The following is a 14,690-nucleotide window of genomic DNA, read 5'->3' on the forward strand; positions in this document are numbered from 1 at the left end:
CAGACATCGGGAGTTCAAGGAACATGGGAAGCCGGCCTCAATTCATCGACGATCTTGCGCGCGGGGCGCAGGACGCCGCGCCCTCCACCCCGCTCGACCCCATCGACGCTATCGACGATGGGGCCCTGCTCGACGCCTATTCGCGCACCGTCATCGGCGCGCTGGAGCGCGTGCAGCAAGCAGTCGTGTTCATTTCCGTCGAACGTCAACTGGCCGACGCGCGCGGCGCGCGACGCAGTGTCGGCGGCACGGGCTCGGGATTCATCTTCACGCCCGACGGCTATCTGCTGACCAATAGTCACGTCGTGCACGGCGCGACGCATATCGTCGTCACGCTCGCCGATGGCACGCGCTTCGACGCCGATCTCGTCGGCGACGATCCCGCAAGCGATCTCGCGGTGCTGCGCATCGGCTCGCCGGAGCCGCTGGCGCATGTCGAACTGGGCGACTCGGGCCGCCTTCGCGTAGGACAGATCGCGATCGCGGTAGGCAATCCGCTCGGGCTCGCGCAGACCGTCACGACGGGCGTCGTCTCCGCGCTCGGCCGAACGCTGCGCTCGACTTCGGGCCGCATGATCTATGACGTCATCCAGACCGATGCCGCGCTCAATCCCGGCAACTCGGGCGGGCCGCTCATCAATTCGGCAGGCCAGGTGATCGGCGTGAACACCGCGATCATCGCCGGCGCGCAGGCCATCTCTTTCGCGACCGCGATCGATACGGCGAAGTGGGTCATCATGCAGATCTTCGCGTACGGGCGCGTGCGGCGCGCGTATATCGGCGTGGCGGGTACGACGACGCCGATCTCGCGGCGCGTGCAGCGCTTTTTCGCGCTTCCGTCGGCAAGCGGCGTGCATGTGATGGAGATCGTCAAAGGCAGTCCGGCCGCGCTCGGCGGCCTGCGCACAGGCGATCGGATCGTCGCGGTGGATGACGTCGCCATCGATAGCGTCGACAGTTTGCAGCGCACGCTGGACGCATCGCGCATCGACAGGCCGGTGAAGATCGCGGTGCTGCGCGGCACGCAGAAGCTCGATATCGACGTGACGCCCGTCGAGCAGACGGGCTGACGCGGCGGCGGCGCGTGCCTCGATGCACACGCGCCGCCTCCCAACGCTTCGCTTCACTTCCTGCTGCCGGTCTCTCGCGCCGCTTGTCCCGCGTACCCCGTGTTTCGTGCGCGCGCATCGGCGAAAACATCGGCCAGACGCTCGCGCAGCGCGTCGGCGTCGCGGCGCAACGGCGCGTTCGCCGACGCATCGATCAACGCATCGATACGCCGTTGCCAGTACGCCTGCTGCATGACGGCATGCCGCATCGGCTCCCCGCGTGCTTTCGCCGCCACGCGCTCAAGCTCCGCGATCATCCGGCCGATGTGCGCGAGTTCCTCCTGCGCGAGCTGATCGACGCTCACAGGCTCCTCCTCGTTCCGCGTCTGTCATGGAGCGCGGTTCCATGAATGCTAAACGTCGCAACCGAAGGCTTTATTCCAGCGGCGCAAGGAAACGAAGCGATTCCGCACCCTGGCCCGCGCTTTGCGCTGTTTGCAATGTCTCGACGGCTATGTGCGCTAACGACCGGTCGCGCGTGCGCGGCTCCGGCCTAATGTGGAAGCAGCAGACAGTGTTCGCGCGCACGGGCCGCCCCGTTCGAACGAGCCTGCCCTGTCGGGGAAGGTCCTAGAAAAAGGATTGCCATGACCACGCACAAGAAAAACCAGACGGCGATGCGCCGCGAAGCGTTCCGTTGCACTGGCGCACAACTCGACGCCATCCTGCGATTCGGCGAGGAACGCAAGCTGGAGAATCAGCCGTTGCATATCGTCGTCGCTGAATACTGGCGCTATCAGGCGCACGCGAAAGCCGCCTGATCGTTCGTACTTCTCGCCGGTTTCGAAGCATCGCCCGTGCGGGCCGCGCGGCGCTATGTCCCCGCTATTGTCCCGACAGCACCCGCTGCTTCAGCACCCAGATTGCCGTGGGCACTGCGTAGTAAGCGCTGACATTGCCCGTGACGAGCTTGCCCGTCAGTTGAATGCGTGCGTTCTCCGTGGGCGTCGCATCGATGATCTGGACCGCCGACACATTCGTCTGCTGGCGACCGCCTTGTCCTGTGCTCGCGCTCATCACGCACACCGGACGCGACAGCGATAGCACCCACGCGGGCTTGGGGGACGCATCGCCTTCGCGTGCGGCCTGGCGCGTCGCCGTGCCTTCGAGCGTGACGACATCGCCATCGTTATAGCAAGGCGCCGCCGCTGCGGAGCCTGCCATCAGCACGAGCACCCAAGCACAGGCTTTCGCAATCATTCGAACCTCGCGAAGAGCGCGTCGCGTGACGCGCGGATCCGGGAAAGAAGCTCAGTTACTTTAGGTGATCGGCGTTGGGGTCGCAACCTGCGGACGAATGGTCATCCTCGGCGCTCCTTTCAAAACCTTCATTCGGGAACGCGTGTTGCTGCACTTCATCTGACGAATCGAAAGAGCGCGGATCATGACTGCGAAAGACCGCGCATGAAGACATTGCCGGTCCGCGACTCATTCGGACTGACAGAGGGGGCGACGATGAATCAGGTCATAGTTGGTGTGTTCGGATCCTATCGGGACGGACACGACGCGCTTCGCGCATTGCAGCTCGCGGGTTTGCGACGCGACGACGCGCATCTTTATCGGGCCGGACGTGGCGAGAGCGATATCGATGCTCTGCTGCCGCCCGCGCACGACGAGGACGATGCGGAGTACGTCGCTCATGGCGAGCATCAAGGCGTGATCTGCGCGCGCAATCGGTTCGTGCCGCACGAGCCGGTCTCGCCGCGCCCGCCCGCGTCTCATGCCGCCGACGACGCCACGCCACAGCGCACGCTGCTCGTCATCCGCATCAACGATGACATCAAGCCGAGCGCGATCGGCGAAATGCTGCACGAGCACGGCGCGATCGCGGTCAAGGACGCGAGCGGCCACTGGCGCTTCTCCCCGTTCAGGAATCCGGCGGGCGTCTGAGCGCAGCGTTTTCAGTGCATGCCCGGACGAGGTTTGCGAAAGACGGACGGCGCTTCGGACTCGGCGCGCTCATCGCCTTCCGATGGGTCGTCGGGCGAAGGCTCGTTGGCGAGATCGCGCGCTTCCTGCGCCGCCGCCGCCGCACGCAACGTCCGACAGCGCGCCGAGTGGCGGAACGTCGCGAGCAGGCGAACGACTTCGCGTGTTCTCGTTCTCATTGTTGCCTCCTTCGAAGCAGTTGAGAAACTACTTTAAGTGTAGGCGGCAAATGCTCAGGCGCAAGGCGTTCCATCGAAATAATGTGCGCCGGCGCATGCGCGTTGCATGCGTTTCGGACGCGCATGAAAAAGCCGGACGGATGCTTGCGCACACGTCCGGCTCTTTTCTCACTTTCACGTCACGTTTTACTGCTGCTGCGGATAGTGCCTTGCTTCTACTGCTTCTACTGCTTCACTGCTGAAACACCTGTACCTGCTCCGGGGCCGCACGAGCGATCGGGAACGTATCGGCGGCGCTGTAACTGTTACTCATCGACATGAATGCGATAAGGCTCATCGACATCATGGCGGCCGCAAGGATGATGCGCTTCTTTTGCATGGCTGCTATTCGTTCTCTCGTTTGGCGTGCAACGAATAGTAGAGCGTCGAAGATAGGAAAGCGCTAATCCGCGTCTTAATTCAAGGCACAAAAAACTAGGAGCGAAAAGCACGACCGCCAGCAATCGGCATGAGCGCAGCATGCGATTGTTCGAACCGTCTAGTACATTTCCCGCGTCGTGCCCTGTGCGCAACACGGCGGAAAAGAACTTTACTGTTGCCTTGCCAGCGTCCTGCGATGCCGGGAGAATTGAAGCAACGGCCTAAAAACCGTTCCTTCACTACCACGAGAGTTCGATGGCAACCTTAGAGGGCAAGGCGCAATACCGCATTGATACCGATAACACGGCAGCCGGTATCGCCATCATGATCCTGACGACCGCGACCTTCGCGGCAAGCGATTCCACCGTCAAGCTGATCGGCACCGCCGTCCCTCTGCTGGCTTTGCTCTGGGTTCGCTATCTTTTCCAGATGATCGTCATGGGCGCGTGGCAGATACGCCGCCGCGCGTACGGCCTCTTTCGCACGGGCAGCGTCAAGTTGCAGATCGTGCGCGCGGTGCTGCTGCTGACCAATTCCGCGTGCACGTTCGCAGGGCTGCGGCATCTTCCGTTGCCCGTCAGCACGTCCCTCGCGATGCTCGCGCCACTCATCTCCACACTGCTCGCCGCGCTCGTGCTGAAAGACGACGTGCCGCGCAGCAAGTGGGCGCTGGTCGCGATCGGTTTCGTCGGCATGCTCCTGGTCGTGCGGCCGGGCGGCAGCTCGTTTAGCTGGACGGTGATCTATCCGATCGGCGCGGCGACGACGTTCGCGTGTTTCCAGGTGGTGTCGAGCCATCTTTCGCGCGTCGACGACGCGATCACGACCAACTTCCTCACGGCGCTCGTCGCGACGCTCATGCTGTGCGTGCTCGTGTGGATGGATCAAGCCGAAATGCTGCCCGCGCTCGCGCAGGTACGATTCGAAAGCTGGCTGCTCGTCGTCTTCATGGCGACGATGGCGACCACCGGCCACGGACTCATGCTTCAGGCGCTAAAGCGCGCGCCGCTCTCCGTGCTGACGCCGCTCGGCTACGGCCAGCTCGCGTTCGCCGCCCTTTTCAGCTGGTTGCTCTTCGGACAAGTGCCCGACTTCTGGATGGCGATCGGCATGTGCGTGATCGCGGCGAGCGGCATCGGCACCGTGCTCCTGCATGGACGCAAGGCGGCGCCGGCCGTATCGGCGGATGTCTGACGATAACGAAACGCTCAGTTGGCGGCGTGCGCGCGCTCGGCCTGGCCCGTGCAGAGCCAATGCGGATCGATGTCCAGCGCCTTCGCGATGCGATTGAATGCCGCGAACGGCGGAACCGTGATGCCGCGCCGCCAGAATTGCACGTCGTGCTCGCTCACGTCGAGCCAGCCAGCGGCTTTTGCGGAACTGATGTTTGCCTTCTGCAAGGCCCGGTCGAGTCGTGCGGCCATGGCGCGCCGCAAGGCGTTGTCTTCGTGACTGCGTTCAAGGTGGCCAAGGGTTTGGGAATGTCGCCCCATTTTCTTCAAGTCTCTCGATTTATATCTTTATGCCGTTCAGCGCCGGCTCATTAGCGCGAGGTGAATCCTACTGATTCACGATGACGCGGCAGTGACAGAAATACCGGAAAATCGTCCGTCCTACCGAAAGCCCGTCGCGCATGTTGCAGTGCGAGATTCTTCCAATTAACGCATCAATGCGTCAAGTGGGGAAACAACGCATTCGGGAACTTTTGTCTTAGGGGTTTACGACAGGCCGCGCCTGGACGCCTGCAGCAAGCGTTTAATGAACGCACGTTCGCAGGCCGACTGGTCGGGATTATTTCTTTTCTACCTGCATTCGTGTGATGTGTGATGAGTCCTTAATCGCTCCGCTTATTTACTTTGCGCTCACTGTTATTTTTGAATAAACGGCTGAGTGGTTTAAAGTCAAGCCGGGAAAACGTAATTGACACACCACACGCTTGCCTTAAAATAAGTCGTTCGCTGCATTGCACAAATACATCGGCAATCAATTGGCAATTTCCATATGGAGTCGAGCATGAGCAGTCTTGCGCCCGAAAATGTAATCGCGTCACAAAAGGCGGGGGTCGACACCACGTTCGGTGTCGCCGCACAAGCCGTCGAAGGCTTCGAAAAGCTGATCGATCTGAACGTGCGTACGGTCAGGAAGGCGCTCGACGAGCATCAGGCGCTCATCGCCAGAACGCTCTCCGTGCGCGATCCGCAGGCGTTCTTCGCGCTTCAGAACCAGCACCTGCAAGACAGCGCCCAGCGCGTTCAGGCCTATTGGCTCGGCGTCTATGAGATCGCGTCGGGCGTGCGCGGCGGCTATCTCGAAGCCGCGCAGGACCAGATCGCGAAGTCTCAGCGCAATGTGCAGGCGTTCGTCGAGAGTCTCGCGAGCAATGCGCCGGTCGGCAGCGAAGCCGTCGTGACGGCGTGGCGCACGGCGATCGATGCCGCGACGGAATCGGCGAATTCCGCTTACGAAGCGGCGAAGAAGGCCGCGCAGCAAGTGGTGGAGGCCGCGCAAAACGACGCCTCGGTGGCTGGCCAGACGGCCGTGCGCGTGGTGTCGTCGAAGACGGCAAGCGCGAAGAAGTAACTCGCCGGCGATCCAGCAAAAGGCGGACGCGGTCCGCCTTTTTTACGTCTCAACCGCCCAGACTCTTCAGCGAGAGTTCGTGCGACCGGCCGATCCACACCGCCGAGTCGCGATGATCGACGAGCGCGTCGCCCGTATTCGGATGCATGAAGACATCGAGCGCGCCGTGATTCAGCGTGAGCCACGCGAGCATCGGCGCGAGCAGCGCATCGCCGAATCCCAACTGGAACGACCACATCGGATGCGGTCCGACCGGGCGCTCGTGAAAGCGGCCCAGACGCAGCGCGCCATCCTGCAATTCGGTCGCAAACCGCTGCTCGATCACGAGCCGAAGCTGCCACGCGGCGTCGCGGCTCGCGGCATCGAAATAGACATGCGCGTGCCAGTCGGCGATCGTGCGTGTGTCCGTGGCGTTCATCGTTTCGTCCGTGCGCGGCAATATTGAGATGCGTGTCATTTTAGCGAACCGCGTTCAGCAACGTTCGAGCGTCCAGAGCACGGCGCCGTCACCGAACGTTCGATGATGCGTCGCGCGCATGCCGACGCCTGCGCCGAGTTGAGACAACACGAACGCATCGGCGTAGCGCGTGATGCCGCCGATCGCATGCGACGACGACAGGCGTTCGATCCACAGCCAGCCCGCATCGCCCGACAGAGATGCGATCTGCGCGCCCGTCAGACGCGCGCGCCGCACGATGATGCCGCCTTGCGGCAAGTCCCCGTCGACGACCCACGTGCGCGCCGATGGCCGCGTCGCGCCGCCGAACGGCATCCACGGCACGACGCCCATCGCGATAAGAAACGCGCGCCGTGTCGTCATCGCCAGATCCCCTGCTTGCCGGGCGACAGAATCCCGTTCGGATCGAGCGACGCCTTGATCGTCTTCGAAAACCGCATCAGCGCGTGATCGTTGAAATCGTATTGCGCGGCGGCGAGGTCCATGTACGACAGATGCGTGCGATATTGCCCGTAGCCCGCCGCGCCCGCATCGCGGATCAGCGTTTCGACGAGCGCGCCGGCATCGCGCGATTGTTTCGGATCGTCGCGATCGAAAATCGCCGCGAAGATGTGATGCATCGCGCGCTCGCCGGCCGTGAATCCGCCGTAATAATCGAAGCCGAATTGCGCGGCGCGCTCGCGCACCATGCGGACCTGCTTCACGGCATCGCGTCCGATGGGCGGACAGATCGGCGAGAAATCGATGTGCGCGCCCGAGCCGCCGCGCCAGTTGAGCAGATTGAACGCTTCGAGTCCCGGAATGCCGACTTGCGCGCGATCGCCGCCGCCTTCCGGCTCGACCGATGCATCGCGATACGGCATCTCGAAGAGCGTCGCGCCCGCGATCGGCCTGAAGCGCGCATGCACGATATCGCGCCGCGCCTCGACGAGCGCTCTCGGCCCATACAGGCAGAAGCGCAGGTTCCAGCGCCCGATGCCGATCTTGCGTGCCATGGCGTCGATGGCGTCGTCGGGCATCGCGCCGTCGCCGTCGAACCATTGCTTGCGCGTCGACACGCCTGCCGCCCAGCGCACCGCGCTTTCGATGACCGCGTTGCTCTGGATGGTGCCGTCCATCTTCAGCGGGCGCAGCGTATCGACGACGCGTTCGAGATCGTCCTCGCGCGCGAATGCGTAGCGGCAGATCATGTAGCCCTCGGGCGCGGGCATGAGCCAGACGCCGAGCTTCGTGACAACGCCGAAGTTCGATTGCATGAACATGCCGTCGTACGAAGGCCCGAAGCCGCTCTTGAATACCTGCCAGTCGCGGCTCGACGACATCGCGCCCATGCCGGTGCGTACGACATCGCCGTTCGCGAGCACGACTTCCATGCCGCACTGATTCGCCGCATGGTCGCCGTATGGCGTCGTGCCGTAACCGCGTTCGAGCGTGTTGCCGATCACGCTGCCCCATCCGGCCGCGGGCGGATCGAGCCAGAAGCGCCGCGGCGTGCCGAGCGCGCGATACAGGTCGTAATACGTCACGCCCGGTTCGACGAGCGCATAACCCAGCGTTTCATCGATCTCGACGATGCGATTCATCCGCCGCAAATCGAGCACGACGCAACCAGGCATACGCGGCGCGGCGCCGCCGTAAGCGAAGTTGCGCCCCGTCGATACGGTCCAGAGCGGCACGCGATATCGATTCGCGACCGCCAATGCCGCACGCACGCCTTCGACGTCCTTCGGCAACACGACAGCAGATGGCGCGTGTGCGGATGCATCGCCGGGCGCGAACGGATCGAGATACGAAGCGATATCGTCCGCGAGCACCGCATCGTTGCCGAGCGCCGACTTGAACGCCGCGAGCGCCGCGGGCAAATACGGCATCAATATCCGCCGCTGCTGCCGCTGTTCGATGTCGTGCCCGACGCGCCCGAGCTGCCATCGGTCTGACATCCTGCGAGCAGGCCGGCGAGCAGCGCGAGCATGACTGTTGCGATTCTGGCGAGCTTCATGGAACCACCTCCGAAAGATTGAAAAGCGGGCACGGCGATTAAGCCGCTTATTCATTAAACGCGCGGCGGGGCGTCGATATTCCGTCGATAAAGCGTGAGACAATTTCGCGCCCTTTCACCGATACCCGCGATGAAGCGCTACCAAGCCCTTGCCGACACGATGGCCGCCGAGATACGCGCGGGCCGCCTGCCTGTCGGTGCACGGCTGCCTTCGGTGCGGCATTTGACGACGCAATACGGCGTCGGCCAGTCGACGGTCTTTCGCGCGTACTACCTGCTCGAAGAATGGGGCTTGATTCGCGCGCGCGAACGTTCCGGCTATTACGTCGCGCCGGGCGCCGCACTCGCGCCGAAAGAGAGCGCGACGCTGAAAGAACCCGCGCCAATCGACGTAAGCAGCCTCGTGTTCTCCGTGCTCGACGCCGTGAAGCGCCCGGACGTCGTGCCGCTCGGCTCCGCGTTTCCATCGCCGGCGCTCTTTCCGTTGCAGCGTCTTGCGAAGTCGCTCGCGCACGCGGCGCGGATGCTCGATCCGTGGAGCACCGTCGTCGACATGCCGCCGGGCAACGAGGCGTTGCGCGGACAGATCGCGCTGCGTTATATCGGCATGGGCATCGCGCAGCCGATGGACGAACTCATCGTCACGAACGGCGCGATGGAAGCGCTCACGCTTTGCCTCATGGCCGTCACGCAGCCGGGCGATGTCGTCGCGATCGAATCGCCGTGCTTCTATGCCGCGTTGCAGGCTATCGAGCATCTCGGCTTGCGCGCGGTGGAGATTCCGGTCGATCCGCAAGACGGTCTCGATCTCGACGTGCTCGCCGAAGCGCTCGACAAGCATCCGGTGCGCGCGTGCTGGTTCATGACGAACTTTCAGAATCCGACCGGCGCGACGCTTTCCGTCGAGAAAAAGCGCGCGCTCGTCGCATTGCTCGCGAAGCACGAGGTTCCGCTGATCGAAGACGATGTCTACGGCGAACTGCATTTCGCGCAGGATCGTCCGCCGCCCGCGAAAGCTTTCGATACGAACGGGCTCGTGATGCATTGCGCATCGCTGTCGAAGACGCTTGCGCCGGGGTATCGGCTCGGCTGGGTCGCGGCGGGCCGTTTCGCCGATGCGATCCGGCGTCTCAAGCTGATGACGAGCATTTCCACCAGCGTCCCGATTCAGGCGGGCATCGCCGATTATTTGCAGCACGGCGGCTTCGACAAGCATTTACGCAAGCTGCGCGGCGCGCTTCTCGTGCAACGCGATGCGATGGAGCACGCCATCGCGCGCTGGCTGCCGTCCGACGTCGCATATCGGCGGCCGGACGGCGGCTATTTCCTGTGGCTGCAACTGGCCGATCACGTCGACGCGATGCAGTTGCATCGGCGGGGACTCGAACACGGCATCAACGTGACGCCGGGGCCGATCTTCTCCGCGCGTCACGATTTCGGGAATCATGTGCGCGTCAATTTCGGTCATCCATGGTCGCCGCAAATCGACAACGCGATGAAAACGCTCGGAGAACTGCTGCGCGCGGCTTCGTGAAAGGCGCGTGCTAGACTCCTGTACATGCATACAGTATCCGAGCCCGCCTACACCGTCGCCGTGCGCGCGCTGTGCGAGTTCACGGCGAAACAGGGCGATCTCGATCTACGCTTTACGCCGACGCCGAGCGCGCAGGAAGGCGTCGCCGGCCATGTCTCGGTGACGAACCGTCGGCCGGACGGATATCAAAAGGAAATTTCGCTTTCGGAAACCTACGGCCCGCTACTCGTGCGCGGCCGCGCCGATGGCTACGATCCCGCGCTCAACCGGCTCGAGGAAATCAAGACGCATCGCGGCAAGCTCGAATCGATGCCGGAGAATCATCGGCATCTGCATTGGGCGCAGGCGCGCGTCTACGGACATCTGATGTGCCGAAAGCTCGGGCTGGAAGCCATCGACATCGCGCTCGTCTATTTCGATATCGTCGATGAAACCGAAAGCGTGCTCGTCGAGACGCAAACGGCCGCAGCGCTCGCCGTGCATTTCGAGGCGCAGTGCGAACGCTTCATCGCGTGGGCGCGGCAGGAACTGGCGCACGGGGCGGCACGCGACGAAGCGCTGAAGACGCTCGCGTTCCCTCACGCCGATTTCCGCCCCGGCCAGCGCGCGCTCGCGGAAGCGGTGTATCGCTCGGCGGTGTCGAAGCGCTGTCTCGCCGCGCAAGCGCCGACGGGCATCGGCAAAACGGTCGGCACGCTCTTTCCGCTCCTGAAGGCGTGGCCCGGCCAGCAGCTCGACAAGATCTACTTTCTCACCGCGAAAAGCGCGGGACGGCAACTCGCGCTCGACGCGCTCACGACGCTCGCCGCGAAGCCGTTGCGCGTCGTCGAACTCGTCGCGCGTGACAAGGCTTGCGAATATCCCGATCGCGCGTGTCACGGCGAATCGTGTCCGCTCGCGCGCGGCTTCTACGATCGCCTTGCCGATGCGCGCGCCGCCGCGCTCCAATGCACGCAGCTCGATCGGGCGTCGGTCGCCGAGGTCGCGCGCCGGCATGACATCTGTCCGTACTATCTGAGCCAGGAATTGTCGCGCTGGAGCGATGTGATCGTCGGCGACTACAACTACTACTTCGACACGAGCGCGATGCTCTTCGCGCTCGCGGAGGCGAATCGCTGGCGCGTGGCGGTGCTCGTCGACGAAGCGCACAACCTCGTCGAACGCGCGCGCGGCATGTATTCCGCGACACTCGATCAGTCCGCCTTCAACGCGATGCGCCGCGGCGCGCCGGGCGTGCTCAAGAAGGCGCTCGGGCGCGTCGCGCGAAGCTGGAGCGAGACGGCGAGCGAGCAGCAAGCGTCGGGCATCGAGTACGCGGCGCATACGGAGCCGCCCGCGCGCTTTTTGACCGCGCTCGGGCAAGCCGTTTCGCTGATGACAGAAACGCTCGGCGAACAGCCCGACGCCTTCACGCCCGACACGCTGCGCTTCTATTTCGATGCCGTGCATTTCACGCGCATCGCGGAGCGTTTCGGGTCGCATTCGATCTTCGACATCACGCTTTCCGGCGCGAACGCAAACGCGAGCGCAAACGCGAAGAAGCGCAATGCCACGCTCTGCCTGCGCAACGTGATTCCCGCGCCGCATCTCGCGCCGCGATTGGCGCGCGCGCACAGCGTCGCGCTCTTTTCGGCGACGCTCACGCCCGCGCACTTTTACGCCGATACGCTCGGCTTGCCGGCATCGAGCGTGCGGATCGACGTCGAATCGCCCTTCTCTGCCGATCAGCTCGACGTGCGCGCGATCGCCGATCTTTCGACGCGCTATCGGGATCGCGAGCGCTCGGTGGATCGCATCGCCGATCTCATCGCCGCGCAATACTTCCGCGCCGAGGGCAACTATCTGAGCTTCTTCAGCAGCTTCGACTATCTGACGCAAGTGGCGGCGGCGCTGGCGGCGCGTCATCCGTCGATTCCCTGCTGGCAGCAGTCCCGCGCGATGAGCGAGGCGGCGCAACGCGAGTTTCTCGCGCGCTTCGTCGCCGATGGACGCGGTATCGGATTCGCGGTGCTGGGCGGCGCGTTCGGCGAGGCGATCGATCTGCCGGGCACGCGTCTCATCGGTGCGTTCGTCGCGACGCTCGGGCTGCCGCAACTCAATCCCGTCAATCAGCAAATGAAAGCGCGCATGCACGAGGCGTTCGGCGAGGGCTATGCGTACACGTATCTTTTTCCCGGCTTGCAGAAAGTGGTGCAGGCGGCGGGACGCGTGATTCGCGGACCGCTCGATCGCGGCGTGCTTTATCTGATCGACGACCGCTTCGCGCGCGCCGAAGTGCGGCGGCTGCTGCCCGCGTGGTGGCAGGTGAAAGTGCTGCGCCAACGCGACTTGAGCGAATCGAGAAATACCACTATCTAGACGCGCGCACCGCCGCCGTTAACTGATCCATAGCGGGCATTCGTCTTGCTTTTTTACGGCACCTTGGGGACACGCAGATGTCGCTACCGGGCCGACAGAGCCCACTATTGGAGAACCCCATGTCCACCGCTCAAACCCCGCGACCCATCGATGCGCTCGACATGCTCGAAGCCGATCACCGCGCCATCGAACAATTGTTCGATGCCTTCGAACGCGCGGACCACGACGATTTCGAGCGCAAGAACTCGCTCGTACAGCGCGCGTGCGAACTGTTGACGATCCATACGATCGTCGAGGAAGAATTGTTGTATCCGGGCGCGCAGAACGCGCTCGAAGCGGACCGGCGCATCGACGTGGACGAAGCCTACGTCGAGCATTTTCTGGTGAAGACGCTGATCGAACGATTCGCGAACCTGCGCGCCGGCGAAGACGGTTTTGACGCGACGTTCAAGGTGCTGAAGGAAAACGCGGTGCATCACATCGAGGAAGAGGAAACCGTACTCTTCCCGGCCGTGCGCAAGACGCAGATGGATCTCGTCGCGATCGGCGCGAAGATGGCCGCGCGCAAGGCCGCGCTGCACGAACGCATCGCGGAGACTGCGGCCGCGCACTGAATTGCACAGCAAGAGCCGGAGTGCGTGCGTCGCGTCGCGGGCGCACACTTCATTCGAATTCACGCACATCCGGAGGAACGACATGAAGGTGCTCGAACGCGCGACGGCAGACGATATCGGCGATCGCATCGACGCGCTCGACTGGGCCGATCTCGAAGCGCAACTCGATAGCTTCGGCTGCGCGACGGCGTCGGCGCTTTTTTCGCGCGACGAATGCGAGGCGCTCGCGGCGCTTTACGATCGCGACGGCATTTTTCGCAGCCGCGTCGTGATGGAGCGCCACGGCTTCGGGCGCGGCGAATACAAATACTTCGCGTATCCGTTGCCGGGCGCGCTCGAACGCGTGCGGCGCGCGGTGTATCCGCATCTCGCGCCGGTCGCGAATCGCTGGAACGAGGTGATGGGCATCGAGACGCGCTATCCGCGCGAGCATGCGGCGTTCATCGAGCGCTGTCATCGCGCGGGGCAGACACGGCCGACGCCGCTCTTGCTACGTTACGTGCCCGGCGATTTCAACTGTCTGCATCAGGATCTCTACGGCGAGCACGTCTTTCCGATTCAGATGGCGATCCTGCTTTCCGCGCCCGGCCACGATTTCACCGGCGGCGAATTCGTGATGACTGAGCAGCGTCCGCGCATGCAGTCGCGTGCGGAAGTCGTACCGCTTTTGCAAGGCGATGCGGTGTTCTTCGCGGTGCATCATCGGCCGGTGCAGGGCACGCGCGGGCCGTATCGGGTGAACATGAAGCACGGCGTGAGCCGCCTGCGCTCGGGACGCAGGCATATGCTCGGGGTAATTTTTCACGACGCGCAGTGAGCGCGCGCACTGTCGGGCTTACTCGTTCTCGTCGAAGTAATGCCCGAAGCGCGCCTGCTTCGTCTTGATGTAGCGCTCGTTTTCCTCGCGCATCGGGATGGCGAGCGCGACGCGTTCGCAGACGGGAATATCGTGCCTGAGCAGCGTGTCGAACTTCGACGGATTGTTGCTCATCAATCGCACCGACTTCACGTTCATGGAACGCAGGATCGCGGCGGCGGAATCGTATTCGCGGGCGTCGTCGGGCAGGCCGAGATGCAGGTTCGCATCGACGGTATCGAGCCCCTGTTCCTGCAGCGCGTATGCACGGATCTTGTTCGCGAGGCCGATGCCGCGCCCTTCATGGCCGCGCAGATACAGCAGAATCCCGCGAGCCTCCGCGGCGATATAGCGCAATGCCAGATCGAGCTGCTCGCCGCAGTCACAGCGGTACGAGCCGAAGACATCGCCGGTCACGCATTCGGAGTGCAGGCGCGTCAGCACGGGTTCGCCGCTGCTCACGTCGCCCATCACGAACGCGATGTGCTCCACATCCGTGTGCTTCACGCGATAGACGTACGAAGCGAAAGTGCCGTAGCGGGTCGGAATGGTGGCGGTCGCCACGAGTTCGACGTCCGCGCACTCGTCGCACTCGCCGAAGCGGTGTTGCGGGTTCTGCACGTCCTGCGTAGGAGAAGCGGTTTTCATAGTCAAT

Annotated in this window: 19 protein-coding genes; 9 read left to right on the forward strand and 10 right to left on the reverse strand. The window is 63.6% G+C overall.

Annotated elements, in window-relative coordinates; all coding sequences use genetic code 11:
* Window positions 1-23: 23 nt before the first annotated feature.
* Window positions 24-1,070, forward strand: a complete 1,047-nt coding sequence (locus tag NCT05_RS20660) for a S1C family serine protease (RefSeq protein WP_250440693.1) — start codon at window positions 24-26, stop codon at window positions 1,068-1,070.
* Between the two features lie 53 nt (window positions 1,071-1,123).
* Here the strand turns inward: NCT05_RS20660 and NCT05_RS20665 are convergent, their stop codons facing one another.
* Window positions 1,124-1,414, reverse strand: a complete 291-nt coding sequence (locus NCT05_RS20665) for a hypothetical protein (RefSeq protein ID WP_008352995.1) — start codon at window positions 1,412-1,414, stop codon at window positions 1,124-1,126.
* Window positions 1,415-1,696: 282 nt separating this feature from the next.
* On the opposite strand from NCT05_RS20665, the gene NCT05_RS20670 reads away from it, so the two are divergent.
* Entirely contained in the window at window positions 1,697-1,870 is a 174-nt protein-coding gene (locus NCT05_RS20670; protein ID WP_160172894.1) for a hypothetical protein, read from the forward strand.
* 64 nt (window positions 1,871-1,934) lie between these two features.
* Here the strand turns inward: NCT05_RS20670 and NCT05_RS20675 are convergent, their stop codons facing one another.
* Window positions 1,935-2,309 (reverse strand): hypothetical protein, encoded by a 375-nt coding sequence (locus tag NCT05_RS20675; protein ID WP_175979482.1) that lies wholly within the window; start codon window positions 2,307-2,309, stop codon window positions 1,935-1,937.
* Between the two features lie 255 nt (window positions 2,310-2,564).
* Here NCT05_RS20675 and NCT05_RS20680 point away from each other — a divergent pair, with 255 nt between their 5' ends.
* Window positions 2,565-2,999, forward strand: a complete 435-nt coding sequence (locus NCT05_RS20680; RefSeq protein WP_250503067.1) for a hypothetical protein — start codon at window positions 2,565-2,567, stop codon at window positions 2,997-2,999.
* An 11-nt stretch (window positions 3,000-3,010) separates the two neighbouring features.
* Here the strand turns inward: NCT05_RS20680 and NCT05_RS20685 are convergent, their stop codons facing one another.
* Entirely contained in the window at window positions 3,011-3,217 is a 207-nt protein-coding gene (locus NCT05_RS20685; RefSeq protein ID WP_250503068.1) for a hypothetical protein, read from the reverse strand.
* A 232-nt stretch (window positions 3,218-3,449) separates the two neighbouring features.
* Window positions 3,450-3,596, reverse strand: coding sequence for a hypothetical protein (locus tag NCT05_RS20690; protein ID WP_160172893.1), 147 nt, complete (start codon window positions 3,594-3,596; stop codon window positions 3,450-3,452).
* Window positions 3,597-3,892: 296 nt separating this feature from the next.
* Here NCT05_RS20690 and NCT05_RS20695 point away from each other — a divergent pair, with 296 nt between their 5' ends.
* Window positions 3,893-4,831 carry a DMT family transporter gene (locus NCT05_RS20695; protein ID WP_250503069.1) on the forward strand — a complete coding sequence of 313 codons (939 nt, stop codon included), beginning with the start codon at window positions 3,893-3,895 and terminating at the stop codon, window positions 4,829-4,831.
* A gap of 14 nt (window positions 4,832-4,845) precedes the next feature.
* Here NCT05_RS20695 and NCT05_RS20700 read toward each other — a convergent pair whose 3' ends face one another.
* Entirely contained in the window at window positions 4,846-5,061 is a 216-nt protein-coding gene (locus NCT05_RS20700; RefSeq protein WP_008352988.1) for a helix-turn-helix domain-containing protein, read from the reverse strand.
* Between the two features lie 589 nt (window positions 5,062-5,650).
* Here NCT05_RS20700 and phaP point away from each other — a divergent pair.
* Window positions 5,651-6,217 (forward strand): TIGR01841 family phasin, encoded by a 567-nt coding sequence (phaP, locus tag NCT05_RS20705; protein WP_250503070.1) that lies wholly within the window; start codon window positions 5,651-5,653, stop codon window positions 6,215-6,217.
* 49 nt (window positions 6,218-6,266) lie between these two features.
* Here the strand turns inward: phaP and NCT05_RS20710 are convergent, their stop codons facing one another.
* The 4 genes from NCT05_RS20710 to NCT05_RS36815 are packed head-to-tail and all read right to left on the reverse strand — an operon-like array spanning window position 6,267 to window position 8,673.
* Entirely contained in the window at window positions 6,267-6,635 is a 369-nt protein-coding gene (locus NCT05_RS20710) for a DOPA 4,5-dioxygenase family protein (RefSeq protein ID WP_033537083.1), read from the reverse strand.
* A gap of 54 nt (window positions 6,636-6,689) precedes the next feature.
* On the reverse strand, window positions 6,690-7,037 hold the full coding sequence (locus tag NCT05_RS20715) for a hypothetical protein (RefSeq protein ID WP_175979484.1): 348 nt from the start codon (window positions 7,035-7,037) through the stop codon (window positions 6,690-6,692).
* Window positions 7,034-8,545, reverse strand: a complete 1,512-nt coding sequence (locus NCT05_RS20720; RefSeq protein ID WP_250503071.1) for an FAD-binding oxidoreductase — start codon at window positions 8,543-8,545, stop codon at window positions 7,034-7,036. The genes NCT05_RS20715 and NCT05_RS20720 overlap by 4 nt, the downstream gene beginning before the upstream one ends.
* On the reverse strand, window positions 8,545-8,673 hold the full coding sequence (locus NCT05_RS36815; RefSeq protein ID WP_268811676.1) for a hypothetical protein: 129 nt from the start codon (window positions 8,671-8,673) through the stop codon (window positions 8,545-8,547). The genes NCT05_RS20720 and NCT05_RS36815 overlap by 1 nt, the downstream gene beginning before the upstream one ends.
* 130 nt (window positions 8,674-8,803) lie before the next feature.
* On the opposite strand from NCT05_RS36815, the gene NCT05_RS20725 reads away from it, so the two are divergent.
* From NCT05_RS20725 to NCT05_RS20740, 4 genes are all read left to right on the forward strand, one after another.
* Window positions 8,804-10,207 (forward strand): aminotransferase-like domain-containing protein, encoded by a 1,404-nt coding sequence (locus NCT05_RS20725; RefSeq protein ID WP_008352982.1) that lies wholly within the window; start codon window positions 8,804-8,806, stop codon window positions 10,205-10,207.
* 24 nt (window positions 10,208-10,231) lie between these two features.
* On the forward strand, window positions 10,232-12,565 hold the full coding sequence (locus NCT05_RS20730) for an ATP-dependent DNA helicase (protein WP_250503072.1): 2,334 nt from the start codon (window positions 10,232-10,234) through the stop codon (window positions 12,563-12,565).
* Window positions 12,566-12,684: 119 nt separating this feature from the next.
* A complete protein-coding gene (locus NCT05_RS20735; protein WP_250436001.1) occupies window positions 12,685-13,179 on the forward strand; it encodes a hemerythrin domain-containing protein in 495 nt (164 codons plus the stop codon).
* An 82-nt stretch (window positions 13,180-13,261) separates the two neighbouring features.
* Window positions 13,262-13,996, forward strand: coding sequence for a 2OG-Fe(II) oxygenase (locus NCT05_RS20740; protein ID WP_033537062.1), 735 nt, complete (start codon window positions 13,262-13,264; stop codon window positions 13,994-13,996).
* Between the two features lie 18 nt (window positions 13,997-14,014).
* Here the strand turns inward: NCT05_RS20740 and ribA are convergent, their stop codons facing one another.
* Window positions 14,015-14,683, reverse strand: a complete 669-nt coding sequence (ribA, locus tag NCT05_RS20745) for a GTP cyclohydrolase II (RefSeq protein WP_008352974.1) — start codon at window positions 14,681-14,683, stop codon at window positions 14,015-14,017.
* Between the last annotated feature and the right edge of the window lie 7 nt (window positions 14,684-14,690).

The organism is Caballeronia sp. AZ7_KS35, assembly GCF_023631045.1.
GTDB lineage: Bacteria > Pseudomonadota > Gammaproteobacteria > Burkholderiales > Burkholderiaceae > Caballeronia > Caballeronia zhejiangensis.

Bases quoted from the DNA above. Each gene is read 5' to 3' on its own strand.
- NCT05_RS20660 (WP_250440693.1), top strand. From the start codon at position 24: ATGGGAAGCCGGCCTCAATTCATCGACGATCTTGCGCGCGGGGCGCAG.
- NCT05_RS36815 (WP_268811676.1), bottom strand. From the start codon at position 8,673: ATGAAGCTCGCCAGAATCGCAACAGTCATGCTCGCGCTGCTCGCCGGC.
- NCT05_RS20730 (WP_250503072.1), top strand. From the start codon at position 10,232: ATGCATACAGTATCCGAGCCCGCCTACACCGTCGCCGTGCGCGCGCTG.
- NCT05_RS20670 (WP_160172894.1), top strand. From the start codon at position 1,697: ATGACCACGCACAAGAAAAACCAGACGGCGATGCGCCGCGAAGCGTTC.
- NCT05_RS20700 (WP_008352988.1), bottom strand. From the start codon at position 5,061: ATGGCCGCACGACTCGACCGGGCCTTGCAGAAGGCAAACATCAGTTCC.
- NCT05_RS20690 (WP_160172893.1), bottom strand. From the start codon at position 3,596: ATGCAAAAGAAGCGCATCATCCTTGCGGCCGCCATGATGTCGATGAGC.
- NCT05_RS20685 (WP_250503068.1), bottom strand. From the start codon at position 3,217: ATGAGAACGAGAACACGCGAAGTCGTTCGCCTGCTCGCGACGTTCCGC.
- NCT05_RS20735 (WP_250436001.1), top strand. From the start codon at position 12,685: ATGTCCACCGCTCAAACCCCGCGACCCATCGATGCGCTCGACATGCTC.
- NCT05_RS20710 (WP_033537083.1), bottom strand. From the start codon at position 6,635: ATGAACGCCACGGACACACGCACGATCGCCGACTGGCACGCGCATGTC.
- NCT05_RS20725 (WP_008352982.1), top strand. From the start codon at position 8,804: ATGAAGCGCTACCAAGCCCTTGCCGACACGATGGCCGCCGAGATACGC.
- NCT05_RS20715 (WP_175979484.1), bottom strand. From the start codon at position 7,037: ATGACGACACGGCGCGCGTTTCTTATCGCGATGGGCGTCGTGCCGTGG.
- NCT05_RS20680 (WP_250503067.1), top strand. From the start codon at position 2,565: ATGAATCAGGTCATAGTTGGTGTGTTCGGATCCTATCGGGACGGACAC.
- NCT05_RS20720 (WP_250503071.1), bottom strand. From the start codon at position 8,545: ATGCCGTATTTGCCCGCGGCGCTCGCGGCGTTCAAGTCGGCGCTCGGC.
- NCT05_RS20675 (WP_175979482.1), bottom strand. From the start codon at position 2,309: ATGATTGCGAAAGCCTGTGCTTGGGTGCTCGTGCTGATGGCAGGCTCC.
- NCT05_RS20740 (WP_033537062.1), top strand. From the start codon at position 13,262: ATGAAGGTGCTCGAACGCGCGACGGCAGACGATATCGGCGATCGCATC.
- ribA (WP_008352974.1), bottom strand. From the start codon at position 14,683: ATGAAAACCGCTTCTCCTACGCAGGACGTGCAGAACCCGCAACACCGC.
- phaP (WP_250503070.1), top strand. From the start codon at position 5,651: ATGAGCAGTCTTGCGCCCGAAAATGTAATCGCGTCACAAAAGGCGGGG.
- NCT05_RS20695 (WP_250503069.1), top strand. From the start codon at position 3,893: ATGGCAACCTTAGAGGGCAAGGCGCAATACCGCATTGATACCGATAAC.